This window comes from Ruegeria sp. SATB027, assembly GCF_059613825.1.
The window spans coordinates 55373-80442 of record NZ_JBXWTH010000093.1; the positions used below are offsets into that span (position 1 = coordinate 55373).

The 25070-nt window shown below is 59.9% G+C and carries 28 protein-coding genes; 13 read left to right on the forward strand and 15 right to left on the reverse strand.

Annotated elements, in window-relative coordinates:
• The first annotated feature begins 1 nt into the window (after position 1).
• Positions 2-604 carry a 2-hydroxychromene-2-carboxylate isomerase gene (locus AC2FPW_RS21280; RefSeq protein ID WP_267362997.1) on the forward strand — a complete coding sequence of 201 codons (603 nt, stop codon included), beginning with the start codon at positions 2-4 and terminating at the stop codon, positions 602-604.
• A 59-nt stretch (positions 605-663) separates the two neighbouring features.
• Positions 664-1434: an alpha/beta fold hydrolase gene (locus AC2FPW_RS21285; RefSeq protein ID WP_496815283.1), complete on the forward strand. Its 771-nt coding sequence runs from the start codon at positions 664-666 to the stop codon at positions 1432-1434.
• Here AC2FPW_RS21285 and AC2FPW_RS21290 read toward each other — a convergent pair.
• Genes AC2FPW_RS21290 through AC2FPW_RS21300 form a run of 3 tightly spaced genes read right to left on the reverse strand, consistent with a single transcriptional unit; the run spans position 1421 to position 3857 of the window.
• Complete coding sequence (locus tag AC2FPW_RS21290; protein WP_496815284.1) at positions 1421-2455, reverse strand: threonine aldolase family protein; 1035 nt, start codon at positions 2453-2455, stop codon at positions 1421-1423. The genes AC2FPW_RS21285 and AC2FPW_RS21290 overlap by 14 nt on opposite strands.
• Complete coding sequence (locus AC2FPW_RS21295; protein WP_496815286.1) at positions 2455-2928, reverse strand: YcgN family cysteine cluster protein; 474 nt, start codon at positions 2926-2928, stop codon at positions 2455-2457. The genes AC2FPW_RS21290 and AC2FPW_RS21295 overlap by 1 nt, the downstream gene beginning before the upstream one ends.
• A complete protein-coding gene (locus AC2FPW_RS21300) occupies positions 2925-3857 on the reverse strand; it encodes a bifunctional riboflavin kinase/FAD synthetase (protein ID WP_480475451.1) in 933 nt (310 codons plus the stop codon). Before AC2FPW_RS21300 ends, AC2FPW_RS21295 begins: the two co-directional genes overlap by 4 nt.
• 261 nt (positions 3858-4118) lie before the next feature.
• On the opposite strand from AC2FPW_RS21300, the gene AC2FPW_RS21305 reads away from it, so the two are divergent.
• Together AC2FPW_RS21305 and AC2FPW_RS21310 are read left to right on the forward strand one after the other, a co-directional pair.
• The gene (locus tag AC2FPW_RS21305; RefSeq protein WP_267362992.1) at positions 4119-4700 is read left to right on the forward strand and encodes a methylenetetrahydrofolate reductase C-terminal domain-containing protein; all 582 of its coding nucleotides are present in this window, start codon (positions 4119-4121) and stop codon (positions 4698-4700) included.
• Positions 4697-5686, forward strand: coding sequence for a methylenetetrahydrofolate reductase (locus AC2FPW_RS21310; RefSeq protein ID WP_496815288.1), 990 nt, complete (start codon positions 4697-4699; stop codon positions 5684-5686). Before AC2FPW_RS21305 ends, AC2FPW_RS21310 begins: the two co-directional genes overlap by 4 nt.
• Positions 5687-5761: 75 nt before the next feature.
• Here the strand turns inward: AC2FPW_RS21310 and AC2FPW_RS21315 are convergent, their stop codons facing one another.
• From AC2FPW_RS21315 to AC2FPW_RS21330, 4 genes are all read right to left on the reverse strand, one after another.
• Positions 5762-6205 (reverse strand): MaoC family dehydratase, encoded by a 444-nt coding sequence (locus tag AC2FPW_RS21315; protein ID WP_267362989.1) that lies wholly within the window; start codon positions 6203-6205, stop codon positions 5762-5764.
• Positions 6206-6306: 101 nt separating this feature from the next.
• Positions 6307-7182 carry a TIGR01459 family HAD-type hydrolase gene (locus AC2FPW_RS21320; protein ID WP_267362988.1) on the reverse strand — a complete coding sequence of 292 codons (876 nt, stop codon included), beginning with the start codon at positions 7180-7182 and terminating at the stop codon, positions 6307-6309.
• Between the two features lie 191 nt (positions 7183-7373).
• Positions 7374-8294, reverse strand: a complete 921-nt coding sequence (locus AC2FPW_RS21325; protein ID WP_480475459.1) for a manganese-dependent inorganic pyrophosphatase — start codon at positions 8292-8294, stop codon at positions 7374-7376.
• A gap of 110 nt (positions 8295-8404) precedes the next feature.
• Positions 8405-9385, reverse strand: coding sequence for a TraB/GumN family protein (locus AC2FPW_RS21330; RefSeq protein ID WP_496815289.1), 981 nt, complete (start codon positions 9383-9385; stop codon positions 8405-8407).
• Between the two features lie 110 nt (positions 9386-9495).
• Between AC2FPW_RS21330 and AC2FPW_RS21335 the strand changes: the two genes are divergently transcribed.
• The 6 genes from AC2FPW_RS21335 to AC2FPW_RS21360 all read left to right on the forward strand — a co-directional run bounded on the left by AC2FPW_RS21335 (position 9496) and on the right by AC2FPW_RS21360 (position 15352).
• Positions 9496-10170, forward strand: coding sequence for a DUF2161 domain-containing phosphodiesterase (locus AC2FPW_RS21335; RefSeq protein WP_496815291.1), 675 nt, complete (start codon positions 9496-9498; stop codon positions 10168-10170).
• A gap of 152 nt (positions 10171-10322) precedes the next feature.
• Positions 10323-10610 (forward strand): co-chaperone GroES, encoded by a 288-nt coding sequence (groES, locus tag AC2FPW_RS21340; RefSeq protein ID WP_170536247.1) that lies wholly within the window; start codon positions 10323-10325, stop codon positions 10608-10610.
• 53 nt (positions 10611-10663) lie between these two features.
• The gene (groL, locus tag AC2FPW_RS21345; protein ID WP_480587939.1) at positions 10664-12304 is read left to right on the forward strand and encodes a chaperonin GroEL; all 1641 of its coding nucleotides are present in this window, start codon (positions 10664-10666) and stop codon (positions 12302-12304) included.
• A 245-nt stretch (positions 12305-12549) separates the two neighbouring features.
• Positions 12550-13401 carry a DMT family transporter gene (locus tag AC2FPW_RS21350; protein ID WP_496815292.1) on the forward strand — a complete coding sequence of 284 codons (852 nt, stop codon included), beginning with the start codon at positions 12550-12552 and terminating at the stop codon, positions 13399-13401.
• Positions 13402-13430: 29 nt separating this feature from the next.
• Positions 13431-14204 carry an alpha/beta fold hydrolase gene (locus AC2FPW_RS21355; protein ID WP_496815293.1) on the forward strand — a complete coding sequence of 258 codons (774 nt, stop codon included), beginning with the start codon at positions 13431-13433 and terminating at the stop codon, positions 14202-14204.
• The gene (locus AC2FPW_RS21360; protein WP_496815295.1) at positions 14201-15352 is read left to right on the forward strand and encodes an alpha-D-ribose 1-methylphosphonate 5-triphosphate diphosphatase; all 1152 of its coding nucleotides are present in this window, start codon (positions 14201-14203) and stop codon (positions 15350-15352) included. Before AC2FPW_RS21355 ends, AC2FPW_RS21360 begins: the two co-directional genes overlap by 4 nt.
• 65 nt (positions 15353-15417) lie before the next feature.
• Here AC2FPW_RS21360 and AC2FPW_RS21365 read toward each other — a convergent pair whose 3' ends face one another.
• The 4 genes from AC2FPW_RS21365 to AC2FPW_RS21380 form a co-directional block, all read right to left on the reverse strand.
• The gene (locus tag AC2FPW_RS21365; RefSeq protein WP_496815296.1) at positions 15418-16485 is read right to left on the reverse strand and encodes a 5-(carboxyamino)imidazole ribonucleotide synthase; all 1068 of its coding nucleotides are present in this window, start codon (positions 16483-16485) and stop codon (positions 15418-15420) included.
• Positions 16486-16487: 2 nt separating this feature from the next.
• Positions 16488-17243, reverse strand: coding sequence for an NAD(P)-binding domain-containing protein (locus AC2FPW_RS21370; protein WP_496815297.1), 756 nt, complete (start codon positions 17241-17243; stop codon positions 16488-16490).
• The gene (purE, locus tag AC2FPW_RS21375; RefSeq protein ID WP_480530381.1) at positions 17240-17725 is read right to left on the reverse strand and encodes a 5-(carboxyamino)imidazole ribonucleotide mutase; all 486 of its coding nucleotides are present in this window, start codon (positions 17723-17725) and stop codon (positions 17240-17242) included. The genes AC2FPW_RS21370 and purE overlap by 4 nt, the downstream gene beginning before the upstream one ends.
• 76 nt (positions 17726-17801) lie before the next feature.
• The gene (locus tag AC2FPW_RS21380; RefSeq protein WP_496815298.1) at positions 17802-18026 is read right to left on the reverse strand and encodes a YdcH family protein; all 225 of its coding nucleotides are present in this window, start codon (positions 18024-18026) and stop codon (positions 17802-17804) included.
• Positions 18027-18189: 163 nt separating this feature from the next.
• On the opposite strand from AC2FPW_RS21380, the gene AC2FPW_RS21385 reads away from it, so the two are divergent.
• From AC2FPW_RS21385 to AC2FPW_RS21395, 3 genes are all read left to right on the forward strand, one after another.
• The gene (locus tag AC2FPW_RS21385; protein WP_058275530.1) at positions 18190-18603 is read left to right on the forward strand and encodes an Hsp20 family protein; all 414 of its coding nucleotides are present in this window, start codon (positions 18190-18192) and stop codon (positions 18601-18603) included.
• Between the two features lie 5 nt (positions 18604-18608).
• The gene (locus AC2FPW_RS21390; protein WP_209504776.1) at positions 18609-18833 is read left to right on the forward strand and encodes a DUF1150 family protein; all 225 of its coding nucleotides are present in this window, start codon (positions 18609-18611) and stop codon (positions 18831-18833) included.
• A 93-nt stretch (positions 18834-18926) separates the two neighbouring features.
• The gene (locus tag AC2FPW_RS21395) at positions 18927-19814 is read left to right on the forward strand and encodes a PhzF family phenazine biosynthesis protein (RefSeq protein WP_496815299.1); all 888 of its coding nucleotides are present in this window, start codon (positions 18927-18929) and stop codon (positions 19812-19814) included.
• A 102-nt stretch (positions 19815-19916) separates the two neighbouring features.
• On the opposite strand, the gene AC2FPW_RS21400 is transcribed toward AC2FPW_RS21395, so the two are convergent.
• The 4 genes from AC2FPW_RS21400 to trxB form a co-directional block, all read right to left on the reverse strand.
• A complete protein-coding gene (locus AC2FPW_RS21400) occupies positions 19917-21635 on the reverse strand; it encodes a bifunctional sulfate adenylyltransferase/adenylylsulfate kinase (protein WP_496815300.1) in 1719 nt (572 codons plus the stop codon).
• 196 nt (positions 21636-21831) lie between these two features.
• Complete coding sequence (locus tag AC2FPW_RS21405; RefSeq protein WP_496815302.1) at positions 21832-23523, reverse strand: adenylate/guanylate cyclase domain-containing protein; 1692 nt, start codon at positions 23521-23523, stop codon at positions 21832-21834.
• A gap of 80 nt (positions 23524-23603) precedes the next feature.
• Positions 23604-24053, reverse strand: coding sequence for an RES family NAD+ phosphorylase (locus AC2FPW_RS21410; RefSeq protein ID WP_496815303.1), 450 nt, complete (start codon positions 24051-24053; stop codon positions 23604-23606).
• Between the two features lie 3 nt (positions 24054-24056).
• On the reverse strand, positions 24057-24998 hold the full coding sequence (gene trxB, locus AC2FPW_RS21415) for a thioredoxin-disulfide reductase (RefSeq protein ID WP_496815304.1): 942 nt from the start codon (positions 24996-24998) through the stop codon (positions 24057-24059).
• Positions 24999-25070 lie beyond the last annotated feature (72 nt).

The window sequence follows — 25070 nt, forward strand, 5'->3', positions numbered from 1 at the left end:
CATGACCCAGATTGACTACTTTTTTGCGACACTCTCGCCCTATTCCTATCTGGCAGGGATGCGGCTGGAAGAAATCGCGGCAAAACACGGCGCCACGATCAACTATAAACCACTGGACATTATCGCCCTGTTCGCGCGCACCGGGGGAACCCCTCCGAAAGACCGGCATATCTCACGTATCGAATACCGCGCACAGGAGCTGCTGCGCCAATCCAAGAATCTGGGGATGGAGTTCAATCTGAAACCCGCGCACTGGCCGACCAACATGGCCCCGTCATCTTATGCGGTTATTGCCGCGATCAAGGACGGCTCGGGCGATGTGGGCAAGCTGTGTCATTCCTTCCTTCGCGCCTGCTGGGCCGAGGAAAAGGATATCGCACAGGACGATGTTATCCGCGAATGTCTGACGCAAGCCGGGTTTGATCCCGGTCTGGCAGACAGCGGCTTGCTGGTGGGGGCAGAAACCTATGCCGCCAACCTAGAGGAAGCCGTGGACCGGGGTGTCTTCGGCGCACCGTTCTATATCACGCCCGACGATCAGCGGTTCTGGGGTCAGGACAGGCTGGACGATCTGGACCGGCATCTGGCCAAGATGAACGGGTGACGGTCAGGGCCGTGATGCAATCCGTTTTCGTCAGGCACTTGGGTGACGGGGGGCGGAAATTGCTCGCCCTCCATTGCACGATTGCGCATTCCGGTGCCTGGTCTGGTTTGGCCAGTGCGCTGGATGGCTGCGCGTCATTTATTGCCCCGGATATGCTGTCGCATGGGCGCAGCCCGGATTGGGACGGGCAGGGTGATTTCTTTGACGCTGTGACCAAACCGGCCCTGGCTGAATTGACGGAACCCATGGATGTAATCGGGCATTCCTTTGGGGCGATGATCGCGCTCAGGCTGGCGATCGAACATCCCGACCGCGTGCGCAGCCTGATCCTGATCGAACCCGTGTTCTTTGCAGTTGCAAAACAGGATGCGCCGCTGTTGTTCGACCAGCACGAACGGGACTCCGAGCCGGTCAATGCGGCCTTCGCGTCTGGTGACAAGGTTTTGGCCGCGCGCCTGTTCAACAGGGCGTGGAGCACGAAGATCAGCCCCAAATGGCCTGATCTGCCCGAGCGCACGCGGGCAAATATGGTGCGTGGAATCGATGCGGTTCCGGCTGTGCAGCCTGTGCTCTATGACGATCAGGCAGGGTTGCTTGACGCCGATCGGCTCCGGCGCGCATCGATGCCGACCCTGCTGCTGAGCGGGTCAGAGACGCCGCCGGTGATCCACGCGATATGCGCAGGGCTGAAACGGCGCCTGCCTGATGCGCGCCATGAACGCGTCAACGGAGCAGGGCACATGCTGCCGATTTCACACCCTGACGAAACCGGCGCTTTGCTGCGGGCGTTCTGGCAGGCCAACGCCCCGACAGGCGTTATAGCAGATTGAGAAACTGATCGATCTCCGCCGCTCCGATGGACCAGTCGCAAACCAGCCTGCACGCGAGGTTTTCGTTTTCATCCTCGCCGTCCAGCTCTGCCCCCCAAAGGTGATAAACCGCGCCGGCCTCATGCAGCTGCTTGTGCTTCGCGCGTGGGAATGAGGCAAAGATCATATTGGCCTGCGGTTCGTGCAGAAACGCGGCCCCCTTGGCGCGCAAACCCTCGGCCAAGCGGGCGCAATTGTCATTGGCCTGACGTGCCATCTTCAGCCACAGGTCGTCTTCCAGATAGGCGGCCATCTGAGCGGAGAGATAGCGGTGTTTGGAAAACAGATGCGCCCCGCGCTTGCGCCGCAGCTCAAACTCCCAGGCTTTGCTTTCATCAAAGAACACCACCGCCTCGACACCCATCAGACCATTCTTGGTGCCGCCAAAACTGACAGCATCCACACCTGCTTTCCAGGTCATATCCGCGGGGGAACAGTTCAGCGTAACCAACGCGTTGGTAAAGCGCGCGCCGTCCAGATGCACGGGCAGGCCGTACGTCTTGGCGACCTCGCACAGGGCCTGCAACTCTGCCAGCGAATAGACCGATCCGCGCTCGGTCACTTGTGTGATCGACACGGGTCCGCGCTGCGGCCCATGTACGCCGCGTGTTTCTTCACCCAGAATTGACCCGCGCAGCGCCTCAGGGGTCATCTTGTCTCCGCCCGGAACCAGGGTCAGCTTGGCGCCGCTGTAAAACTCCGGTGCGTTGCATTCATCCTCGTGGATATGTGCGACAGGGGAACAGAAGACCGTTTCCCAGGGCTTTGACAATGTTGCAAGGGCCAGCGAATTCGCCGCTGTCCCCGTCGCCACCAGATAGACCGCAGCACCCGGAGCCTCGAAGATGCTGCGGATACGGTCGCGCACCTCGTTCATCAGCGTATCCGCACCATAGGCCATCTGATAGCCCTGATTGACCTCGGCCAGCCTGGCCATGACCTGCGGATGAACCGGCCCGGAATTGTCAGACGCGAAATGCATCAGCTTGGCTCCTCGATTATGTAATCTTCCCACTCTTCCATGGGTGTCTCAAACTCGGACACTGTGCGCCCCTGAACCGAGACCCCGGCGGCATGCACACTGTCCGCTGTACCAGATATCAACGGGTGCCAGTCGTAAAGCGGTTTGCCTTCCCACAGCAACCGATACGCGCAGGTTTGTGGCAACCAATAGGCATGTTCGTCGATATTGTCGGGGGTCATGACGATGCATTCGGGCACGAATTGATGCCGGATGTCGTATTGTACGCAGCGGCAGCTTTCGTCATCCAACAGGCGGCACGCGACGCAGGTCAGGGCAACCTCGCCCGTGTCTTCATCTTCCAGCTTGTTCAGGCAGCATTTGCCGCAGCCATCACACAACGCCTCCCACTCGCGCTGGTTCATTTGGCACAGGGGTTTGCGCTCCCAAAACCGGGCAGGCAGGCCCGTGCGTTCAATCGGATCAACACTCATAGGGTGGTCAATATACCGCGGGCCTGTTTGCAGTCGGCATCCATCTGCGTGATCAGACTCTCCAGCCCGTCAAATGTCATCTCGGGGCGCAAAAAGTCGATCAGACCCACCGACAGCGTCGCCCCGTACAGATCGCCCGAAAAGTCGAACAGGAAGGTTTCGATATTGGGCACCTGGCCGTTAAACATCGGACGTACCCCGATCGAGGCCGCGCCGTGATAGCTGCCTTTATGCGGCCCATCCAACACGTCCACCAATACGGCGTAGACACCGAACTTTGGCGGGTGCAACCCTTCGATGGACATGTTCGCGGTGGGAAAGCCCAGCTCGCGCCCGCGCTGCTCGCCCCCGATCACTTCGCCTTCGATCCGGTGCCAGTGTCCCAGCATCGCGGCTGCGTCCCGTGGTCGGCCGTCGCTCAGCGCGGTGCGAATGGCGGTTGAGGACACAACGTTTTCCGACCGTTCCATCAAAGGTGCAATCGTCACGCCGAACCCCATGTCCCGCCCGAACCGCACCAGATCCTGCGCCGTGCCGCTGCGGCCCTTGCCAAAGCAGAAATCGGCCCCCACCACGACATGCGACAGGCCCAGCCCGTCGCAGATCACGTTGCGTGCAAACTCTTCCGGCGATAGCCCTGCCAGCGCGGCGTTGAACGGCAGTTCATACAGCTTCTCTACGCCCAGCTTTTCCAGCCGGTGCGCCCGCGCATTGCCCCGCATCAGGCGGAACGGAGGCGTGTCCGGCGCAAAATACTCCCGCGGATGCGGCTCGAAGGTCAACACACCCAGCGGCGCGTCTGGCGCAGCATTACGGGCCAGTTCAATGACCGACTGATGCCCCAAATGAACGCCGTCGAAATTCCCGATTGCCACGCTGGCGCCGCGATCTTCTGGCTGGACGAACTGGATATCCCGGATGATGTGCATAAACGATTGCGTAGCGGCGCGAGTCAATTTGTTCAAGCGGCAGTTTGAATTCCAAGAATGCGATCCTGCGAATGAGCCTTGAACATTTCGCTTGGCCGGGAAAATGCACGAGGCCAATCCAAGTATTTCAGGTCAGCCGCCTCCAACCGCTTGATTCAAAAAAAACTCTGGGTTTAGACTGAAAATCCGGTCCCCTGGATTAAGGCGCACCGGATCAAAGCCCGGCCAGGTTCGAACGAACCCAGCACAGGAGGCAGACCCATGTACCGAATGCGACTGTTCGCGATTCGTCATGCCCGCACTTTCGAGTGGATCTATAAATGTGTCGAACGCGGCATGGTCGCGATGGACCCGCTATTTGCAATGATCGGATATAACCGCGTCGAACGTCCCATCGCACTGGTCGAGAAGGGCGTCAAAACCCTGTTGTTCGATTGCAAGATGTGCGGGCAATGCGTGTTGTCATCGACCGGCATGTCCTGCCCGATGAACTGCCCAAAGCAATTGCGCAATGGCCCATGTGGCGGCGTACGTCCCGGCGAGTTCTGCGAGGTAAAGCCGGATATGAAGTGCGTCTGGGCCCTGGCCTGGAACGGAGCCAGCCGCATGCGGGACGGAGCCGACAAGATAAAAGAAGTTCTGCCACCGGTGGAGCACACGTTGAAAGGCTCCTCATCCTGGTTGCGGGTCAGCCGCGAGATTGCAGCGCACGAGCGCGAGACCCGGGATGCAGCCCGATTGGCGCTGGCCGAGGCATTCCCCGAAGCGCGCGAGAATGAACCTTCTGCGGCACCACTGGCCGCCGAACCACCCAACGCGATAAACCGGGAACTGAAGAAATGAGTGATACTCATCGCAACGAGGTGGAGCCGATTGGCTATGTTCCGGTTCCCCAAGGATATGTGTCGCACAGCCGGTTGGAAAAGGTACTCCGTTCAGGCCGTTTCGCAGTCACCGCCGAGTTGAACCCACCCGACAGTGCCGACCCCGAGGATGTTTTTCAGGCGGCCCAACCGCTTGGCGAAGTGGCTGACGCGATCAATGCAACCGATGCTTCGGGCGCGAACTGCCATATGTCGTCTATTGGGATTTGTGCCTTGCTGACGCGCGCGGGTTATTCTCCGGTCTATCAGATTTCCTGCCGCGACCGGAACCGGATTGCCATTCAGGGCGATGTTCTGGGGGCTGCGGCGTTGGGCGTCAGTAACGTGCTGTGCCTGACCGGCGACGGCGTCGGCGTCGGGGATCAGCCGGGGGCAAAACCGGTTTTCGATTTCGATTCCCTGACTCTGTTGCGGACGATCCGCACGATGCGCGATCAGGGAATGTTCCTGTCTGGTCGTAAGATCTCGCGCCCGCCGCAACTGTTCCTTGGTGCTGCCGAAAACCCCTGTATCCCGCCTTATGACTGGCGACCTGATCGTCTGGCAAAGAAGGTTGAGGCCGGGGCCGAGTATATTCAGACCAATTACATCTACGACATTCCGCTGTTCGAGAAATTTATGGCGCGGGTGCGCGATGCGGGACTGGACAAGAAAGTGTTCATCATCGCGGGCGTCGGCCCCATTGCGTCAGCGCGTGCGGCACGCTGGATGCGCAGCAATGTTCCCGGCATTCACATCCCCGATCAGGTCATCGAGCGGATGGAGAAAGCCGAAAAGCCAGCTGACGAGGGCAAGAAGATCTGTATCGAACTGATCCAGCAGATCCGCGATATCGCGGGGGTGTCTGGCGTTCATGTGATGGCCTACAGGCGCGAACACGTGGTGTCAGAGATCATTCTGGAATCCGGTGCGTTGAAAGGGCGAAAACGCGCCCGCCCGTCCTGAAAGGCACAGGCAAAAAACAGCGTCCAAACAAAAAAGGCGCCGGTCGGGCGCCTTTTGCATGGATGTGTTCGCCGATCAGTCGAACTTGCGCGACGGGGCCAGTACCATGGCTTCACCGATCAGCACCTTCTTGCCCTCGACCGAGCAATGGCAATCCAGTTTGACGCGACGCTTGGAAAAGTCGATGTCGATGACTTTGACCTCGGCGTAAACCATGTCACCGGGGCGCACGGGGGCCAGGAACTTCAGTGACTGCCCCATATAGACCGTGCCATGGCCCGGCAGTTGTTCGCCAATCACGGCCGAAATCAGCCCAGCTGTCAGCATCCCGTGCGCGATGCGCCCTTCGAAGATTGTATCGCGGGCATAATCATCATCCAGATGTACTGGATTCCGGTCTGTCGAGATCTGCGCGAACATCTCGATATCTTCGTCCGTCACCACTTTGCGCAGGTGGCGGGACATGCCCATTTCGATGTCTTCGATACAGATCGTTCCGCGTGGAAGATTATCCAACATGTTGCCCTCACTCGAAATCGACCGAGAAAGAAAAAACCACTATCCGGCCTAGGTTGGCAACTTTATTACTTCGCAGTTGCAGAAAATCAAGTCTTTTCTTGCTATCTCAATCGACCGATTGTGTAGGTCGGGTTGATCTTTTCCCTTTCGATATAAGCTGTTAGGGATTCGTGATCCGGATGGTGCGACGTTTTTGTCTCGGCCGCCGCCAGCCCGCCCGAAATGAACAGGGAATCAATGCCTTCACCCATACCTCCCAGAATGTCCGTATGGGGGCCGTCGCCGATCACCAGAATGTCGCTGTCCGGGATATCATGGCCCAGTTCCTGCAACCTGCGGCGCGCCAGATCGTAGATCGGCGGGTGCGGTTTGCCGAAATACAGGCTCTCGCCGCCCATCTCGGTATAGAGCTTGGCCAAAGCGCCTGCACACCATTCTCGTACCTCGCCGCGATCGACAACAATATCGGGGTTTGCGCATAGCAGCTTCATGCCCATCTGCTTGGCATAGAGGAAATCGGGGCGGTTCACGTCCGGGTCAGCCATCGGATCAAAGGGGCCACAGCAGACGATCCCCTCGGCCTCTCTCAGCGGGACACGTTCGATATGGATCGGGTGGTGCAGCAGTTTCAGTGGCTCGAAAAAGCCCGCATCGCGCTGCCATTCCCCCATGAAGTAAACCTTGTGCCCGACTGCACCACGGAACATCGCCGACCGTGCGGAATCGCCGCTGGTGGCGATGGTGTCATAGGCATCTGCGGGAACATTGAACTGCACCAGTTGCTCGGCCACACCCGCACGGGGTTTGGGCGAGTTCGTGACCAGCACGACAAGCCCCCCGTCCGCGCGATAGGCTTGAAGGGCTGCGACAGCTTCGGGATAGGCCGTGATCCCGTTGTGAACGCACCCCCACAGATCGACAAACAACGCTTTGTAGCGGGCAGAGATTTCGGACAGCGCGTGAACGATCTGGGTCATATGTGGCCTCAAGCTGAAACTGCACGAGCCTTATGACCGATTGGCAAGGGATTGGCCACCAATCGATCGGTGGCCGCCCTGTATTTCATCTGTCGGGTACAGGTCTGCCCAGGCGCAATGCCGAAGGCGCAGACTCAGGACTAATAATGCGAGGCCTGTTTTACTCAGAACGACAGACCCCGCGTGTTTCTTCAGACCTTCAGGTTCGGAATGATCTGCTTCTTACGGCTCATGATGCCCGGCAGAACCACGGCGTCGCCATCGACGGATGCGCCAAAGCTTTTCTCGGCAACGGTTTTGACCAGATCGTTGGGCACCAGCAGAGTGGCTTCCTCGTTCAGGATATCGACGACGAACAGCAGCACCTGATCGACACCGTCTTCCTTGGCGACATCCACCATCGAACCCGCCAGGCTTGCCTTGCGGTCCAGAATGACGCCCGGCGCAGTGGTTTCCAGAACCGAAACGCGGAATTTGGTGCCATCGACCTCGTATTCCTTGCTGTCCATGCGGATCAGTTCGGCATCCGAGAAGGACGAGACATCCGATTTCGCCGCGAACATGTCTGCCGCGTAAGCCGAGATATCCAGCTCCAGCTCCGCCGCCAGCCGCTCAGCAACCTCGCGGTCATGGGGCGTGGTGGTGGGCGAGCGGAATTCCAGCGTGTCCGACAGGATGCAGGTCAGTGCCGCGCCCTTGATGGCATCGGGCATCTTGGCCGCATCGTCGCCCATCAGGTCGACCATGATGGTGGCCGTGCAGGCCAGCGGGCGCACGGTGATGTCGATCGGGCCTTTGGTTTCCAGACCACCGACCAGCTTGTGGTGGTCGATGATGGCGCGGATGTCTGCGTCATTGACGTTGGCGGGCAGTTCGGCGGGGTTGTTGGTGTCGACGATGACCACCGGAGTGTCCGCGGCCAGATCGTCCAGGATGCGCGGTTTGGGCAGGTCCCAGTTGTCCAGCATGAACGCCGCTTCGGTGTTGGGTTCGCCCAACAGCACGGGCTCGGCCTGCACACCTTTGATTTCGTTAAGGTACCACGACCACAGGATCGGCGAGCCTGTGGAATCGGTGTCGGGGGATTTGTGGCCAAATACGAGCGTTGTCATGTCAGCGTCCTGCGGAATGGAAATTTGCGCGCCTTATAGGGCGGACAAACGTCCTTGTCACGCCACAGCAGCCCGTCTGCGACGCTTGGTCTGAAAACCGCTGAACCGGCCTAGAAAGCGGCGCGTGTCAGCGTGTATCCGGCCTGCTCCAGCTGGTTCAGCAAACCGTGATCGTCACTCAGATGACCTGCGCCGACCGCGATCACCGCTGTCTGATCCGTGATGGCCAGAATATGCTCCATCCACAGGGCATTCCGCTGGACCAGCATCTGCTGCTCGAACCCGTTCCATTCCTCATCGAAGACGTCCCGGCTCAGCCCGGATTCCTCAAACCCCTGCAGGCGGGCGAGTTGTATGATCTCGGCGTGCTTTTCTTCCAGATATCCGTTGGCCATGGTGGCCAGTTGATCGTTGCTTCCCATCATCGCCCCGGACAGGCGCACCAGTGACTCGACCTGCTGTTCCAACGGGTGGCTGTCGAACATGGCGATCAGGTCGTCGATACGTTCCAGCGAGTGTTGCGGAATGCCGTTTTCTGCGGCCAGATCATTCAGGCGGGCGTCCATGCCGTAGGTCCCGTTCGGATCTTCCATCATGCAGGGCGGGATGCTCAGCATCATGCTCAAGAACCACGGTCGCATTTTGGCCGCCATCCAGCCGGGAATGCCGCGCTGGTTCAACGCGGTCGAGAATGCGGCCCAGTCTTCATCTCCCATCAGGTCGATCAGGGTCGGCCCGGATGTGATCATTACAGCGCTGAGATTATCGGCCAGGTTTTTTTCGAATGCGTCCATGTCAGTCTGGGTGACTTCGAAATAGAACGCGTCAGCCTTGCTCAGGTCCGGAGACAGGCGTTCAACCACCTTCTCCATGCGTTCGTCATACGTGTGCAGGGTGCCAATGATGTGCAGAACCGTATCATCCTTGCGCGCAATCCAGTGGTTGCCTTCCGGAAAGGGGATGTCCGCCACCGCGCGCTGCAATTCGGCCCGCGCGTCATCCGACAGCTGCGGGCGCAGGTCCTGCCCATCGCACGCAGCCGCAGCCGTGATCGGGGCCAGTAGAAAAGCAAGAAATGTCAGCAGGCGCATGAACCCATCCGGTGTTGTGTCATCAAGGTGTTCCAGACATAGCCATGCCTGCGACCCATGTTCAAGCAACCCGTCTGGTATTCCTCAACAATCTGCGTAGCATAGGCCCCATGAACCGCGAGCAGGACCTCTATCCCCCGATCAAGGCGCTCTTGGAGCGTCAGGGATACACCGTCAAAGGAGAAGTGGGCGCTGTCGATATCGTCGCGATGCGCGAAGACGAGCCGCCTGTGATTGTCGAGCTCAAGCTCAGGTTCACGCTGTCCCTGTTCCATCAGGCAATTACCCGCCTGAAACTCACGGATCAGGTCTATATCGGGGTCAGTAAACCCACCGGGCGTACGGCCCGACGGGCGCTCAGGGACAATCTGGCGCTGTGCCGCAGGCTTGGTCTGGGTCTGATCACCGTACGTTCCGATGGCACGGTCGAGGTGCAATGCGATCCGGGGCCCTATGCGCCGCGCAAGAACAAGGCCAGGGCGGCGCGGCTGCTGCGCGAATTCGACCGGCTGGAGGGCGACCCCAATTCCGGGGGCGCGACACGCCATGGGATCGTGACGGCCTACCGCCAGGATGCGCTGAAATGCGCGGCCTTTCTGGCCGAACACGGCCCGGCCAAAGGGGCCGAGGTCGCCAGATCGGTGGGTGTCCCGGTCGCCACCCGGTTGATGCGGGAAAATCACTATGGCTGGTTCGAGAAGGTTGAAAAAGGTGTCTACGCTCTTACCTCTGAGGGAACAGACGGCTTGAAACACTGGGCCTACAGCTGGGAACAGGCCGACTAGGCCGTTCTCAAAAAAATCCCAAACACCTTGTTGACTCGGCGTTTTAGACTCCCTAGCTATGCGTCGTTATCACTCACACACACCGAGTGCTAACGCCTCGTCGAACGGCGAGGGGAGGATAAACAAAACTTTGAGCCCAAGGAGCTGCAAAGATGGCATTGAAACCGCTTCATGACCGTGTGCTGGTTCGCCGTACCGAAAGCGATGAAAAAACCGCAGGCGGACTGATCATTCCTGACAGCGCAAAAGAAAAGCCCAGCGAAGGCGAAGTCGTCGCAACCGGCGAAGGCGCGCGCAAGGACAGCGGCGAGCTGATCGCAATGGCGGTCAAGGCTGGCGACAAGATCCTGTTCGGCAAATGGTCGGGCACCGAGGTCCAGGTCGACGGCGAAGAGCTGCTGATGATGAAAGAAAGCGACATCATGGGGATCATCGAGTAAGCCCGCGCTTTCTCTGATCTTCCACTCAACACATTTTCTCAAGGAGAAACGACATGGCTGCAAAGGACGTCAAGTTCGACACCGATGCCCGCAACAAGATGCTGAAAGGCGTCAACATTCTGGCGGATGCTGTCAAAGTGACCCTGGGCCCCAAAGGCCGCAACGTGGTTCTGGACAAATCCTTCGGCGCACCGCGCATCACCAAAGACGGTGTTTCGGTTGCCAAGGAAATCGAACTGGAAGACAAGTTCGAAAACATGGGCGCGCAGATGGTGAAAGAAGTCGCCAGCCGCACCAATGACGAAGCCGGCGACGGCACCACCACCGCGACCGTTCTGGCGCAGGCCATCGTAAAAGAAGGCCTGAAGCAGGTTGCAGCGGGCCTGAACCCGATGGACCTGAAGCGCGGCATCGACCTGGCAACCGCCAAAGTTGTCGAAGGCATCCGTGCTGCTTCGCGCGAAGTCAAAGACTCGGCAGAAGTTGCTCAGGTTGGCACCATCTCGGCCAACGGCGAAGCTGAAATTGGCCAGCAGATCGCGGACGCGATGCAGAAGGTTGGCAACGAAGGCGTTATCACCGTCGAAGAAAACAAAGGTCTGGAAACCGAGACCGATGTTGTCGAAGGTATGCAGTTCGACCGCGGCTACCTGTCGCCTTACTTCGTCACCAACGCAGACAAGATGATCGCAGAACTCGACGACTGCATGATCCTGCTGCACGAAAAGAAACTGTCTTCGCTGCAGCCGATGGTTCCGCTGCTCGAGCAGGTGATCCAGTCGCAAAAGCCGCTGCTGATCATTGCAGAAGACGTTGAAGGTGAAGCGCTGGCAACTCTGGTTGTCAACAAACTGCGCGGCGGCCTAAAAATTGCTGCTGTCAAGGCACCGGGCTTCGGCGATCGCCGTAAGGCCATGCTGCAGGACATCGCAATCCTGACCGGCGGTCAGGTGATCAGCGAAGATCTGGGCATGAAGCTTGAGAATGTCACCATGGACATGCTGGGCACCGCCAAGAAGATCGAGATCAGCAAAGACGAAACCACCATCGTCGACGGTGCTGGCGAGAAAGCCGAAATCGAAGCACGTGTTGCTCAGATCCGCACCCAGATCGAAGAAACCTCGTCGGATTACGACCGTGAGAAGCTGCAGGAACGCGTTGCCAAACTGGCAGGCGGTGTTGCCGTTATCCGCGTCGGCGGCATGACCGAAGTTGAAGTGAAAGAGCGTAAGGACCGTGTGGACGATGCTCTGAACGCAACACGCGCAGCCGTTCAGGAAGGCGTCGTTGTAGGCGGTGGTGTTGCTCTGGTTCAGGCCGGTAAAGCACTGGAATCGCTGAAAGGCGCGAACGCTGATCAGGACGCAGGCATCAACATCGTGCGCAAGGCCATCGAAGCGCCGCTGCGCCAGATCGCCGAAAACGCAGGCGTTGACGGTGCGGTTGTTGCTGGCAAAGTGCGCGAATCTTCGGATCCGGCCTTTGGTTTCAACGCTCAGACCGAAGAATATGGCGACATGTTCTCGTTCGGCGTGATCGACCCGGCCAAAGTTGTCCGTACCGCTCTGGAAGATGCGGCATCGGTTGCCGGCCTGCTGGTCACCACCGAAGCGATGGTTGCAGACAAGCCGCAAAAAGATGCGCCTGCTGGTGGCGGCATGCCCGACATGGGCGGCATGGGCGGCATGATGTAAGCACGTCGAATTCGCCTAAGCGAATTCTGACGACCCCTGACAGGCGTTTGGCTGCAAGGTCAGGCTGTCGAGAGGGGAAGCAAAGTGCTAACGGACGGGGTCGCCTTTTGGCGGCCCCGTTTCATTACCGATGGCCGCAATGCGGCCATGCCTCCGGCGGGAGTATTTTGGAAAAGATGAAGACTGCGCCGCGTGTGCCCGAATTGTGAGTGTCCAACGCGCCGCCAAGTCGGTATGTGGTTGAAATGCGACTGTTCCTTCTGACCGCCCTGACCATGTGCGCCTTTGCGGCGAACTCCATTCTGAACCGGCTGGCTATCGACAGCGGGTCCAGTGATCCTGCGGGGTTTGCCATTATCCGGGTTCTGGCGGGGGCGTTGGTTCTGGCCGCACTGATCCTGCTGCGTAGAGGACATTTGCCCCTTCGCAACCGCAGGCGGATCATCGGGGCCGGGTCGCTTTCCCTGTATATGATCGGTTTTTCAATTGCCTATCTGACGTTGGATGCGGGGCTGGGCGCACTTATCCTGTTTGCCGTTGTGCAGATTACCATGTTCGCCGCCACCGCCCTTGCCGGGGCCAAACCCACCCGGCGACAGCTGGCCGGGGCAGCGATTGCACTGGGTGGTCTGGCCTGTGTTCTGTGGCCCACAGGAACAGTGCAGGTCGATCCAACCGGAACCGTTTTGATGATTGCAGCCGGGATCGGCTGGGCAGCCTATTCACTGGCCGGGCGGTCCGAGCCTGATGCGTTGCAGGGCACGGCCGCAAATTTCATCGTCGCGCTGCCGGTGACCGCGCTGGCCCTGATGGCCACAGGGGCAGAGTGGCACATGACCGGATTGGGCTATCTCCTTGCGGCCTTGTCAGGTGGCGTGACCTCGGGTCTGGGATACGCCTTGTGGTATCGCGTTCTGCCCCAGCTGGCACCTTCAACGGCGGCGGTCGTCCAGCTCAGCGTGCCGGTGATCGCGATTGTGGGCGGCGTGGTGCTGTTGGGGGAAAGCGCGGGTGTGCGGCTGCTTGTTGGTGCGGCACTGGTTTTGGGCGGTATCGCGCTGGCTGTCCTGCGACGTCAACGTGGGAAGGGCTTTTAACGCAGGCGCACAGGCTTTATCTGGCGTGTATGAGAATTCTGATCGCCCTGCTTTGTTGCCTTTTTCCCGCCGTGGCCAGCGCGAAATGCGTTGTCCTGCTGCACGGTCTGGCCCGGACCGAGGCGTCATTCAGCGTGATGGAGCAACTGTTCAAAGCGAATGGCTATTCCGTCGTGCGCCCCGGTTACCCATCGACCGAAATCGGTATCCCCGAACTGGCCGAACAAACCATCCCGCAAGCATTTGCAGCCTGCGGCAGTGACACCGTCAATGTCGTTGCGCATTCCATGGGTGGCATCCTGTTGCGATACTGGTTACAGGACCACAGCCCTGAAAACATGGGCCGTGTCGTCATGCTGGGGCCGCCCAATCAGGGTAGCCAGCTGGTCGATGAACTCAGCGCGTGGGAGGTGTTCGGATACCTGAACGGCCCGGCCGGACTGCAACTGGGTACGGGCCCGGATGGTATTCCCAGCCGCCTGCCGCCCGTGGATTTCGAACTGGGGGTCATCGCAGGTGATCAGTCCCTGAACCTCGTGTTTTCATCTCTGATCGACGGCCCTGACGATGGCAAGGTGTCGGTCGAATCCACCAAAGTCGAAGGCATGGCCGATCATCTCGTCTTGCCGGTGACCCACACCTTCATGATGAACAACCCGCAGGTCATGGCACAGGCTCTGCACTTCATCGAATTTGGTCGGTTTGATCCCCAGATCACTTGGCTGGACGGAGTGATGGACGTAATAGACGAGATCTGCATCGGGCAGAATTGCTCGGAACCGTGGGCGGAGCCATCAGAATGACCACATTGGATCTGACATTGACCGGTGCCGAGGTTCTGTTGCCGGGTAAAGGGCTGTCACGCGCGGAGCTTTCCATTGCAGGTGGGGTCATTCAGAAAGACGCAACCGGGCGGCGGATTGACCTGACCGGATTTCTTGTTCTGCCAGGTATTGTCGACTTGCACGGCGATGGGTTCGAACGCCATATCGCCCCACGTCGCGGCGCGATGAAGCAGATGAATGAGGGCATTCTGTCGGTCGAGGCCGAACTGGCCGCCAACGGCATCACCACAGCCGTTCTGGCGCAGTTTTACAGCTGGGAAGGCGGCGTGCGCGGCCCGGACTTTGCCGCGCAGGTGTTTGCGGCCATCGCAGCGGTCAAGGGCAGCACGGTCACCGATCTGATCCCGCAATTGCGGTTCGAGACCAATATGCTCGCGGATTACGACGGGCTGGCCCGTCGCATCGCCGATTGGCAGGTGCCATACGTGGTCTTCAATGATCACCTGCCGCATGATCGTTTGGCACAGGGCAAGAAACCACCGCGCCTGACCGGGCAGGCATTGAAGGCCGGACGCAACCCAGAGGCGCATTTTGCGATGCTGCTCGACATGCACGCCCGCAAGGCTGAGGTTCCGGCGGCGCTAGAAGCGCTCTGTTCGGACCTTGCGGACATGGGCGTGCGTCTGGGCAGCCACGATGACGCAACTGCCGAGGCGCGCACCTGGTGGCGCGGCCAAGGGGTGCGTATTGCCGAGTTCCCCGAAACACTTGAAGCCGCCGAGGCCGCGCGCGCTGCTGGGGATCACGTCATTCTCGGCTCGCCCAATGTGGTCCGCGGCGGCTCGCATAAGGGCAATGCCAGCGCAGTAGAGCTGATTGCGATGGGGCTCTGTGATGCGCTGGCCTCGGACTACCATTATCCCAGTCCACGCCGCGCGGCGCTGATGCTGATCAAAACCGGACTGCTGGATCTCGCAGGGGCCTGGGCGCTGATCTCATCCGGCCCCGCGCGGGTGCTGGACTTGCAGGACCGGGGCACGCTTGCCGCGGGCAAACGCGCCGATCTGGTAATCCTTGATGCAACCACTCACCGGGTCGCCGCGACATTGGCGGGCGGGCGCTTCAGCTATATGTCAGGGGATATCGCGGTGCGCTTTGTGGGGTGAAACCAGACCGGCTTCACCTTTTTCCAAATACTCTCGCCGAAGGCATCGCGCCGCAGCGCGATATTCTACCGCATGATCCGGTTGAAATGTCCCATCTTGCGACCGGCCTTGACCTCGGCCTTGCCGTAAAGATGCAGCGCGACGTCCCGTTCGCGCGCCAGCTCGGGCACACGGTCCATATCGTCGCCAATCAGGTTCTCCATCACCACATCCGAGTGGCGCTGCCCGTCGCCCAACGGCCAGCCCGCGACAGCGCGAATATGTTGCTCGAACTGATCCACGGCGCAACCATTCTGCGTCCAGTGGCCCGAGTTATGCACCCGCGGTGCGATCTCGTTGACGATCAGACCTTGCGGCGTCACGAACAGCTCAACCCCCATTACGCCCACATAATCCAGCGCATTCAGAATATTGGCCGCCAGCAAGACCGCATCCGTCCGCTGGGCCGGAGACAGGCGTGCCGGAACCGTGGTTGTGTGCAGGATGCCGTCGCGATGAACATTCTCACCCGGATCGAAGCAGGCAACCTGACCGTCCAGACCACGCGCCGCGATGACCGAGACCTCATGGCTGAAGTCCACGAACCCTTCCAGTATGGATGGCGCACCGGCCATGTCGGCCAAGGCTGTCTCGGCGTCTTCGGGCGCGCGCAGTCGGGCCTGACCCTTGCCGTCATAGCCAAAGCGACGGGTTTTCAGGATGGCGGGGGTGCCGATCTCATCAATCGCGCCGCGCAGACTGTTCAGGTCGGTAATGTCGGCGAAGGGTGCGGTACTGAGCCCCAACCCTTGCAGAAACGTCTTTTCGGTCAGCCGGTCCTGACTGACCCGCAGCGCCTCACGACCGGGGCGGATCGGGCGGTGTGCCTCCAGCAGATCCAGCGCTTCGGTCGGGATGTTTTCGAACTCATAGGTGATCACGTCCACTGTATCGGCAAAGGCCTTCAGCGCGTCTTCATCGTCATAGGCAGCGGTTGTAACGCGGTCTGCCACCTGACCGGCGGGCGGGTTGGCGCCGGGCTCGAAGATATGGGTCTTGAACCCCAGCCGCGCTGCTGCGACCGACAGCATGCGGCCCAGTTGGCCACCGCCCAAAATCCCGATCGTTGCACCGGGGGTGAGCATATCTGCCATCGTCAAGTCTCCAATCGTTTGCCAATCGCGGTCAGGGCGGTGCGCAATGCATCATGCGCCCCCTCGGACTGCAAGGTATCTGTCATCTGAAGGCTCAGCGTGCCGTCAGTCGCAAGGGCGTCACGCTCGGTCGCCAACTGGCCCGCTTGCCCTTTGTGCATGGCGGCAAGAAAGCCCGACATAAGCTGCGTGGTATAGAATTCAGCCCCGTCCTTGTCACCGGTCTGATCGGCCAGCCAATCTGCCCCGGTTGCCAACAGGTCCAGAAGTCCCGGCACCATGGCGCAAATGGCGAAATGAGCGTTCAGCGCTGCCTCGTCGGTGACTTTCACAACGGGGTTTTCAGGCGCGAACAGATCAGCCAGCAGGCGGTCGTTGCCATAAGCAGCCAACGGGCACCCGCCAGTTTGCAGGAACCCCAGCGGGATGGTTTGCACGAAATCTGATGCAGGTGCGCAGAGCGTGGCGAGCTGAACCTCGGACACGGCTGCCATTACCGAAACGATCTGCTGATCTGTGCGAAAATTCAGCGGGGCCAGAACGTCTGCCGTAATCTGCGGACGCAGGCAGAGGAACACGATATCGGACGCGTCAATCACCTCTTGCGGGGTGCCAACGCCGACCCCAAGCTCGGCCTGCAGGGCCGAGGAGACCTGCGCATTGCGCTCGGTGACGTGAAGCTCATGCCCTTTCGCGGCCATCAGCCGCGCGATTGGTGCCGCTATGTGACCCGTGCCGATGATGCCGATGCGGCTCATCCTTCAGGTTCTTCCGGGATCGAGGCGGACAGTGCGTCGCGCCAGGCATCCAGCCGATCCGCCAGGGCCGAATCCTGTAGCGCCAGAATGCCCGCCGCCATCAGCCCCGCATTGGCCCCGCCGGCCGAACCGATGGCCATCGTCGCGACGGGAAAGCCCTTGGGCATCTGCACGATGGAATAAAGCGAATCCACACCTGACAACGCGCGGGTCTGCACCGGAACACCAATCACCGGCACGCGGGTTTTCGAGGCCATCATGCCGGGCAAATGCGCAGCGCCACCCGCGCCTGCGATGATCACCTGCAGACCCCGTGATACAGCAGTTTTACCGTAGTCCCACAAGCGGTCCGGCGTACGGTGGGCCGAGACGATGCGCGCCTCATAGGCGATACCCAGTTCATCCAGAATATCGGCGGCCTCTTTCATCGTAGGCCAGTCCGACTGACTGCCCATGATGATCCCCACTTTCACATCGCTCATCCGCTTACGCCCCTGCCTTCGGAAAGAGCGCGCACTATAGCCAAATCCGCTTATGTGGCAATGCGGTACACACGCCTCAGGCGATGATATCGGGGGTCAGGCGGTCTTCGATCAGGCGGATTATGTCTTTGAGGCGCAGTTTCTGCTTTTTCAGCCGTTTGATCGTCAACTGATCCGAGGTGCCTTTGGCCTGCAAAGCCTCGATCGCCTCGTCCAGATCGCGGTGCTGGCGGCGAAAAACCTCCAACTCAACCCGCAGAACTTCTTCGGTTTTCATCGAAAGGTCGGTGGGCGCGTTCATTGGCGACTCGGGCTTGTTGTGGTGCTTGCCCAACAAGATAGTGTGTCAGACGTTATCGCGCCAGACCTTGTGGACATCCTGTTTTCTTCCCATATTCTATAACAAGCGGTTGCCGGAACGGGACCGCGCACCACGTCGCTTTGACAATAAAGGACGAAAATACGTGTCGAAACTTACTCTTGGCTCATACCCGCATCTTTTGGGGTTCGAGCAGCTGGAACGCCTTCTGGAACGGTCTGCAAAGGCCGGTAATGAAGGATACCCGCCCTATAACATCGAACAGACCTCGGACTTTTCCTACCGCATCACCCTTGCGGTGGCCGGGTTCGCCGAAGAGGATCTGTCGATCACCATCGAGGATCGCCAACTGGTGATCCGGGGCCGTCAGCGCGACGACAGCGAGGGGCGCATCTTCCTGCACCGTGGTATCGCGGCGCGTCAGTTTCAGCGCATGTTCGTGCTGGCCGACGGGGTCGAGGTGGGCGAGGCGATCATGGAAAACGGTCTGCTGCATGTGGATCTGACCCGCGCCGTGCCGGAAACCGTGGTTCAGACAATCAACATACGGAAGGGGTAAGAGCAATGAATACACCGATTGAAATCAACACCGAAGGCGATCGTATCGTCTATGTGAAAACAGTCGACGTTGCCGATCTGCCGCGTGATCTGCGCGATCAGGCAGGTGATCTGGATCACCTTTATGCCGTGCACGATTCCGATGGGCAGCAACTGGCGCTTGTGGCCGACCGCAAGCTGGCCTTCGTTCTGGCCCGTCAGCACGACCTGTCACCTGTGGCCGTTCACTGAACGGCCCCTTTGTCCCGGTGGGGCTGTAACGTTCCCCGCAACACACGCGCATCGGCGAAACTGCCGCTTTTAACCTGTAACGGAGCCGACTGCATGAGCTGGTTTGAATTCGACTGGGTAGACGCCTTCACCAATCGTGCATTTGGCGGCAACGGTTGTGCCGTGGTCCACGGCGGCGCGGGTCTTTCGGCCGAGGTCTGCATGGCCTATGTGCGCGAAACCTCTCTGGTCGAATGCACATTCACCGGCCCGTCCGACGTGGCCGACATCCGCGTCCGTTATTTTCTGGCCAGCCGTGAAATTCCCTTTGCCGGTCATCCGACGATTGCCACCGTAGCGGCGATGCGGTCGCGCGGCATGATCTCCGGCGATAACCTGACGCTGGAAACCGGCGCTGGCATCGTTTCGATCGGATTGCAGGGCGAACAGATTGAAATGACGCAGGTCGCCCCGCAATTTGGTGCGCATGTGCCTGCCGATCTGGTGGCAAAGGCGATCAGCCTGCCGCAAGAAGCCATCATCTCGCCACCCCGGATGGTTTCAACCGGCTTGCCCTTCTGTATTACCGTTCTGCGCGATCATGACGCTTTGCGCGCGGCCCGCCTGTCCGAGGACGCGCTGTGCAAAGTGGCTGCGACGGCAGGGTATTCCGGCTCGGACATGGCCGAGCCTTTCCTCGTGACGCTCCAAGGGGCCACCGACGCGGGCGATACGTTCTCGCGCCTGCTCATGGCTCCGCCCAGCCCGCCCGAAGATCCGTTTACCGGGTCTGCCACCGGGGCCATGGCGGCTTATCTGTGGAAATACGGGCTGATGACCAAAGACAGTTTCGTTGCTGAACAGGGGCACGATATGGGTCGCCCCGGCCAGGCCGTTGTCACGCGCGTTGGCCCCACCGATGCGATGACGGGAATCAAGGTAGCCGGTCAGGGGCATATCCTGATGCGCGGGCAGGTTGATCTGCCAGAAGCCACCCAGTAGCCGAACCGTCCCCGTCCCCAGGGACTGCCCGGAACGCCTCAGCCCATAAAAACAAAAAACGGCCCCCGAAAACCGGAGGCCGCTGTGTTTCATTCATCTGGTTCAGCCTGCTGCGATCAGGCCCATGCTTTCCAGCTTCAGCAGCACCTGATGAGCGCAGTTGTCGACCTCGACATTCTCGGTCTCGACACGCAATTCAGGGTTCTGAGGCACGTCATACGGGTCCGAGATACCGGTGAATTCCTTGATCTTGCCTTCGCGGGCCAGCTTGTACAGACCCTTGCGGTCGCGCCGCTCACACTCTTCGATGGTGGTCGCGACATGCACTTCGCAGAAGGCACCGAACTGCTCGATCTCTTCGCGTACCGCGCGGCGCGTGGTGGCATAAGGTGCGATCGGCGCGCAGATGGCGATGCCGCCGTTCTTGGTGATCTCGGATGCGACATATCCGATCCGGCGGATGTTCAGGTCGCGATGCTCTTTCGAGAAACCCAGTTCGGATGACAGGTTTTTCCGCACGATATCGCCATCCAGCAACGTGACCGGACGGCCCCCCATCTCCATCAGCTTGACCATAAGCGCGTTGGCGATGGTGGACTTGCCCGAGCCCGAGAAGCCGGTGAAGAACACGGTAAAGCCCTGCTGGCTGCGTGGCGGCTTGGTCTTGCGCAGCTCGGCCACCACTTCGGGAAAGCTGAACCATTCGGGGATTTCCAGACCCTCGGCCAGACGGCGGCGCAGCTCGGTGCCCGAGATGTTCAGGATCGTGACATTGTCCTTGTCCAGAATCTCGTCATTCGGCTCGTATTGCGCGCGTTCCTGCACATAGACCATGTGTTTGAAATCGACCATCTCGACGCCGATCTCGTCCTGGAACTGGCGGAACAGGTCCTGCGCGTCATAGGGGCCATAGAAATCTTCACCGGCCGAGTTCTTGCCCGGGCCCGCGTGATCGCGGCCCACGATGAAATGGGTGCAGCCATGGTTGGCACGGATCAGCCCGTGCCAGACCGCCTCGCGCGGGCCAGCCATGCGCATCGCCAGATTCAGCAGGCTCATCGAGGTGGTGGATGCGGGATACTTGTCCAGCACCGCCTCATAGCAGCGCACGCGGGTAAAGTGGTCCACATCGCCCGGCTTGGTCATGCCGACGACCGGGTGGATCAGCAGGTTGGCCTGCGCTTCCTTGGCGGCGCGGAAGGTCAGCTCCTGGTGCGCACGGTGCAAGGGGTTGCGGGTTTGGAAGGCCACGATCCGGCGCCAGCCCAGCTTGCGGAAATAGGCGCGCAGCTCGTTCGGCGTATCGCGGCGACCGCGGAAGTCATAGTGAACAGGCTGCTGGATACCCACGACAGGGCCACCCAGATAGACCTTGCCCGCCACATTGTGCAGATAATTCACAGCCGGGTGGGCATCGTCATCGGCACCAAAAACCTTCTCGGCCTCGCGGGCCTTGTTCGGGGTCCAGCGGTCAGTGACCGTCATGGTGCCCAGAATCACGCCTTCCTGATCGCGCAGCGCGATATCCTGACCCAGTTCGATCTTGTCCGCAAAATCTTCGCTGACGTCCAGCGTGATGGGCATCGGCCACAGCGTGCCATCAGCCAGACGCATGTTTTCGACGACATTGTCGTAATCGGCCTCGCTCAGGAAACCTTTGAGCGGGTTGAAACCGCCGTTCATCAGCAGCTCCAGATCACAGATCTGGCGCGGGCTCAGATCCCAACTGGTCAGGTCGGCGGCTTCGACTTTCAGTTTCTGGGCCGAGTCATACGACACATAAAGTTCGGAAATGGGGGCCAGATTGCTTAACATCGTCATCTGAATACTCTTATCGCAGTGTTGTGTTGCCAATGATTCAAGGGCGTTTTCGGGGCATTTGCACCGACTGTCGCGCGAAGTCCACTGGCGTCAATGAAACAAAGGACGATATGCGCTGATTTCTCGCGGATTGGAAGGAATTTCCAACTCTGAAATCAAAATGGTGATCTGGTTCCCCTGGGCGTAGATAATCCGATCATGCAAGGTATGACTGTTCCTGTTTTCGCGTGTGTGGCGTAAGCCCGGACGCGCGGGTGACTGGCAGGGCGGGAATCGGATCGGCAACGCCGCGCAGCTGGAACATCCGGATACCCTCCGGCGGCAGGTCCATACCCGCAGCCTTCAACACCTCTTGCGAGACCAGCAACTCGACCCCCAAGGCCTTGGTTTCGCTTTCCAGTCGGCTGGCCACATTGACGGCGTCGCCGATGATCGTTCTCGCGGCATGTCCCTGCGCGCCAATCTCACCCAGCACCAGATCACCAAGGTGTAAGCCCATTCCGATGCGAATGCCGGGGCTGCCTTCGGCCTCAAGCTGCTCGTTGAACCGGTCGAGGGCATGGCTGATATCTATCGCAGCCTTCAACCCCGCGCTGGCGGATGCGGCCGCATCGGGTTTTTCGAAAACCGCCAGCAACCCGTCTCCCATATACTTGTCCACGACACCGCCGTCCTTGGTGATGGCAGGTACGACGGCGTCGAAGAACCGGTTCAGCAGGAACACGATATCATAGGGCAGCTGACCCGTCGTGCGGGCGGTAAATCCGCGCATGTCCAGAAACAGCACGGCCAGTTTCCGTTCCTGCCCCTGACTGGCATGCCCGCGAACGCGCCCGCCATCCGGTTGAAAAACGCGGAAAACGGTGGTCGGTTCCGTCGGGCGGATCTGACAGGCCAGCCGTGTCTGCGGTGAGGCGCCGACAGCGGCCAGGCTGCGGGCCTCGACATCGCCGGGCGGGGGCAGGGCGTTGGCGCCTTCCTCGATGATGACGCGGCATGTAGTGCAGCGTCCCTTCCCGCCGCACAAGGCCGTATGGGGCACACTATGTGCCTGCGAAATCTCAAGCAGGGTCATGCCCTTTTCGGCATCCACCTCAGGCCCGTTGCTGTAACTTACCCGCACCGAATGCCTGCGCCGCCACAGCTTGCGCCCGATATACACAAGACCCGTGGCCGCCAAGGCGAGCCAGAACGCCAAAAGGGCATTATCCTTGACGGTGAACATGGTCTGGAACGCCTCGGGCGAGGGCCAGTTGTAATGCTCGATATATTGTTCCCGCAGAAACTCATCAGCGAATTCCAACCAAATGCGGCGGCCCTCGGTCAGCAGACCGGCCAAGGCGAACATAGGGATGAAGACGGCAATACCGATCAGATAGGGTACGGCGCTGGACCACCATTTCGTCAGCCGTAACCACATATGCAGCCCGATACAGCCATGCACCCAGACGATCAGCAACAGTGCGCTTTGCATCCAAATCACGGTACTGGGCCACATCAGGATGATGATGTACCCCATCTCGTCGTTGACGTCATAGATCTCGTGCGCGACCCGGGTCTGAATGACATGCGAGATCAGCTGCAAAGGTATCAGCAGACCCAGAACAATCTGCAACGCCGTGCTGAACGGCATGCGCAGGGTCCGGCGTTGTGCGATCGAGGCTAGCGCCAGACCGGCATGTGTGAACAACGCCGCATAAAGCAGCAGGCTCATAAAACTGTGCCGCGTCACCGCTGTTCGACCGTCCTGCATCCCGTGCAGATAATCGGTGTGAAACAGGCCCAGTCCGATGTTGATGAAATGGAAGAAAGCGAAAGCAAACAGAACCAACCCGCTGCCGATCCGAAGCCGGGTTGCCCAACCGCCACGCCACAAAGCGCTCTTCAAGAATACCACCTGTATCGCTGTTCGCCTTGGTTGGACTTTGCGAGGACGTTTGCGGTCAGGTCAAGGCTTCGGGTGTAAATCTAGGCCCGCCAGTGGGTCGCGGGGTGTTGGGATTGAATTGATATCTTGTCCGCACAAAACAGCACCAGATGGCTGAGGTCAGGGCGCGAGCGCGAGCTGTAGATCAAGCCGTCCGCCCCCCGCGCCCGCGCTTTATCCGAAAAAGACCATGTGGGCGAAGGGATGCCCGTCGCGCGAATATCCTGCCAGATCACCGACGCTGCCGTCTGCCCGCGGTAATCCACCAACTGCGCGTTTTCCACCTGAAACCTTTGTATCACGCGGTCGGGATCATCACCCGAGACGTAGCGCCGGATGGCGACCGAAGCGCCTTCGGCGCTGAGCGAGGCATAAAGCGCGAATTGTCCGGAGTGATGAAAGCGCCCCTCCGGCGCGCGGGCAGGCAGCAATGGGGCTGCTGCCTGCGACGCAAACAGAATTCTCCAGACAGGGCCAGAGAATTCAAGCATGTATCAGTCCCGTTCGGCCAGGAACCGTTCGGCATCCAGTGCCGCCATACAGCCCATCCCGGCGCTTGTTACTGCCTGACGATAGACATGGTCGGTCAGATCGCCTGCCGCGAATACGCCGGGGATCGAGGTTTCGGTGCTGCCCGGTTTGGTGACGACATAGCCCCCCATATGGGTTTCCAGCGTGTCCTTGACCAACTCGTTCGCAGGGGCGTGGCCGATGGCGACAAAGACGCCCTTGCACGGGATCTCGGTAATCTCGCCGGTTTTGACATGTTTGACCCGAACACCTTCAACGCCCAAAGGCGCGTCGGTGCCGATCACTTCTTCCAACTGGTGGAACCACAGCGGTTCGATCTTTTCATTCTTCAACAGGCGATCCTGAAGGATCTTTTCCGCCCGCAACTCATCGCGGCGGTGGATCAGGGTCACCTTGCTGGCGAAATTGGTCAGGAACAGGGCCTCTTCCACCGCTGTGTTGCCACCGCCAATCACCACGATTTCCTGCCCGCGATAGAAGAACCCGTCACAGGTGGCGCAAGCCGAGACGCCAAAGCCCTTGAACTTCTCTTCCGACGGCAGACCCAGCCATTTCGCACGCGCGCCGGTGGCCAGAATGACGGCGTCCGCCGTGTATGTGGTGCCGCTGTCGCCCTTGGCGGTGAAGGGGCTCTTGCTGAGGTCCAGATCGCTGATGATGTCGCCGATCACCTCACATCCCATGGCCTTGGCATGGTCCTGCATCCGCACCATCAGGTCCGGGCCCTGCACCTCGGTGTCGCCGGGCCAGTTTTCGACTTCGGTGGTCGTTGTCAGCTGACCACCGGGTTCGATGCCCTGTACGAGAATGGGTTCCAGCATGGCGCGGCTTGCATATACGCCTGCGGTGTATCCTGCGGGCCCCGACCCGATGATCAGAACCTTGGTGTGTCTTGTGTCGGCCATGGTGCCCCCGCTCGAATTGCCTGAATTGGGCCCGCGGCCCGTCGCCCCGATATAGCGACCGACCGGCCCGGC

What these genes read in the sequence shown, in the direction of transcription:
- AC2FPW_RS21305 (WP_267362992.1), top strand. Translation starts at nt 4,119, where the DNA reads ATGTACCGAATGCGACTGTTCGCGATTCGTCATGCCCGCACTTTCGAG.
- AC2FPW_RS21335 (WP_496815291.1), top strand. Translation starts at nt 9,496, where the DNA reads ATGAACCGCGAGCAGGACCTCTATCCCCCGATCAAGGCGCTCTTGGAG.
- purE (WP_480530381.1), bottom strand. Translation starts at nt 17,725, where the DNA reads ATGAGCGATGTGAAAGTGGGGATCATCATGGGCAGTCAGTCGGACTGG.
- AC2FPW_RS21315 (WP_267362989.1), bottom strand. Translation starts at nt 6,205, where the DNA reads ATGTTGGATAATCTTCCACGCGGAACGATCTGTATCGAAGACATCGAA.
- AC2FPW_RS21355 (WP_496815293.1), top strand. Translation starts at nt 13,431, where the DNA reads ATGAGAATTCTGATCGCCCTGCTTTGTTGCCTTTTTCCCGCCGTGGCC.
- AC2FPW_RS21320 (WP_267362988.1), bottom strand. Translation starts at nt 7,182, where the DNA reads ATGACCCAGATCGTTCACGCGCTGTCCGAAATCTCTGCCCGCTACAAA.
- AC2FPW_RS21280 (WP_267362997.1), top strand. Translation starts at nt 2, where the DNA reads ATGACCCAGATTGACTACTTTTTTGCGACACTCTCGCCCTATTCCTAT.
- AC2FPW_RS21370 (WP_496815297.1), bottom strand. Translation starts at nt 17,243, where the DNA reads ATGAGCCGCATCGGCATCATCGGCACGGGTCACATAGCGGCACCAATC.
- groL (WP_480587939.1), top strand. Translation starts at nt 10,664, where the DNA reads ATGGCTGCAAAGGACGTCAAGTTCGACACCGATGCCCGCAACAAGATG.
- AC2FPW_RS21300 (WP_480475451.1), bottom strand. Translation starts at nt 3,857, where the DNA reads ATGCACATCATCCGGGATATCCAGTTCGTCCAGCCAGAAGATCGCGGC.
- AC2FPW_RS21365 (WP_496815296.1), bottom strand. Translation starts at nt 16,485, where the DNA reads ATGGCAGATATGCTCACCCCCGGTGCAACGATCGGGATTTTGGGCGGT.
- AC2FPW_RS21380 (WP_496815298.1), bottom strand. Translation starts at nt 18,026, where the DNA reads ATGAACGCGCCCACCGACCTTTCGATGAAAACCGAAGAAGTTCTGCGG.
- AC2FPW_RS21310 (WP_496815288.1), top strand. Translation starts at nt 4,697, where the DNA reads ATGAGTGATACTCATCGCAACGAGGTGGAGCCGATTGGCTATGTTCCG.
- AC2FPW_RS21360 (WP_496815295.1), top strand. Translation starts at nt 14,201, where the DNA reads ATGACCACATTGGATCTGACATTGACCGGTGCCGAGGTTCTGTTGCCG.
- AC2FPW_RS21395 (WP_496815299.1), top strand. Translation starts at nt 18,927, where the DNA reads ATGAGCTGGTTTGAATTCGACTGGGTAGACGCCTTCACCAATCGTGCA.
- AC2FPW_RS21290 (WP_496815284.1), bottom strand. Translation starts at nt 2,455, where the DNA reads ATGCATTTCGCGTCTGACAATTCCGGGCCGGTTCATCCGCAGGTCATG.
- AC2FPW_RS21410 (WP_496815303.1), bottom strand. Translation starts at nt 24,053, where the DNA reads ATGCTTGAATTCTCTGGCCCTGTCTGGAGAATTCTGTTTGCGTCGCAG.
- AC2FPW_RS21350 (WP_496815292.1), top strand. Translation starts at nt 12,550, where the DNA reads ATGCGACTGTTCCTTCTGACCGCCCTGACCATGTGCGCCTTTGCGGCG.
- AC2FPW_RS21295 (WP_496815286.1), bottom strand. Translation starts at nt 2,928, where the DNA reads ATGAGTGTTGATCCGATTGAACGCACGGGCCTGCCTGCCCGGTTTTGG.
- AC2FPW_RS21400 (WP_496815300.1), bottom strand. Translation starts at nt 21,635, where the DNA reads ATGACGATGTTAAGCAATCTGGCCCCCATTTCCGAACTTTATGTGTCG.
- groES (WP_170536247.1), top strand. Translation starts at nt 10,323, where the DNA reads ATGGCATTGAAACCGCTTCATGACCGTGTGCTGGTTCGCCGTACCGAA.
- trxB (WP_496815304.1), bottom strand. Translation starts at nt 24,998, where the DNA reads ATGGCCGACACAAGACACACCAAGGTTCTGATCATCGGGTCGGGGCCC.
- AC2FPW_RS21325 (WP_480475459.1), bottom strand. Translation starts at nt 8,294, where the DNA reads ATGACAACGCTCGTATTTGGCCACAAATCCCCCGACACCGATTCCACA.
- AC2FPW_RS21390 (WP_209504776.1), top strand. Translation starts at nt 18,609, where the DNA reads ATGAATACACCGATTGAAATCAACACCGAAGGCGATCGTATCGTCTAT.
- AC2FPW_RS21330 (WP_496815289.1), bottom strand. Translation starts at nt 9,385, where the DNA reads ATGCGCCTGCTGACATTTCTTGCTTTTCTACTGGCCCCGATCACGGCT.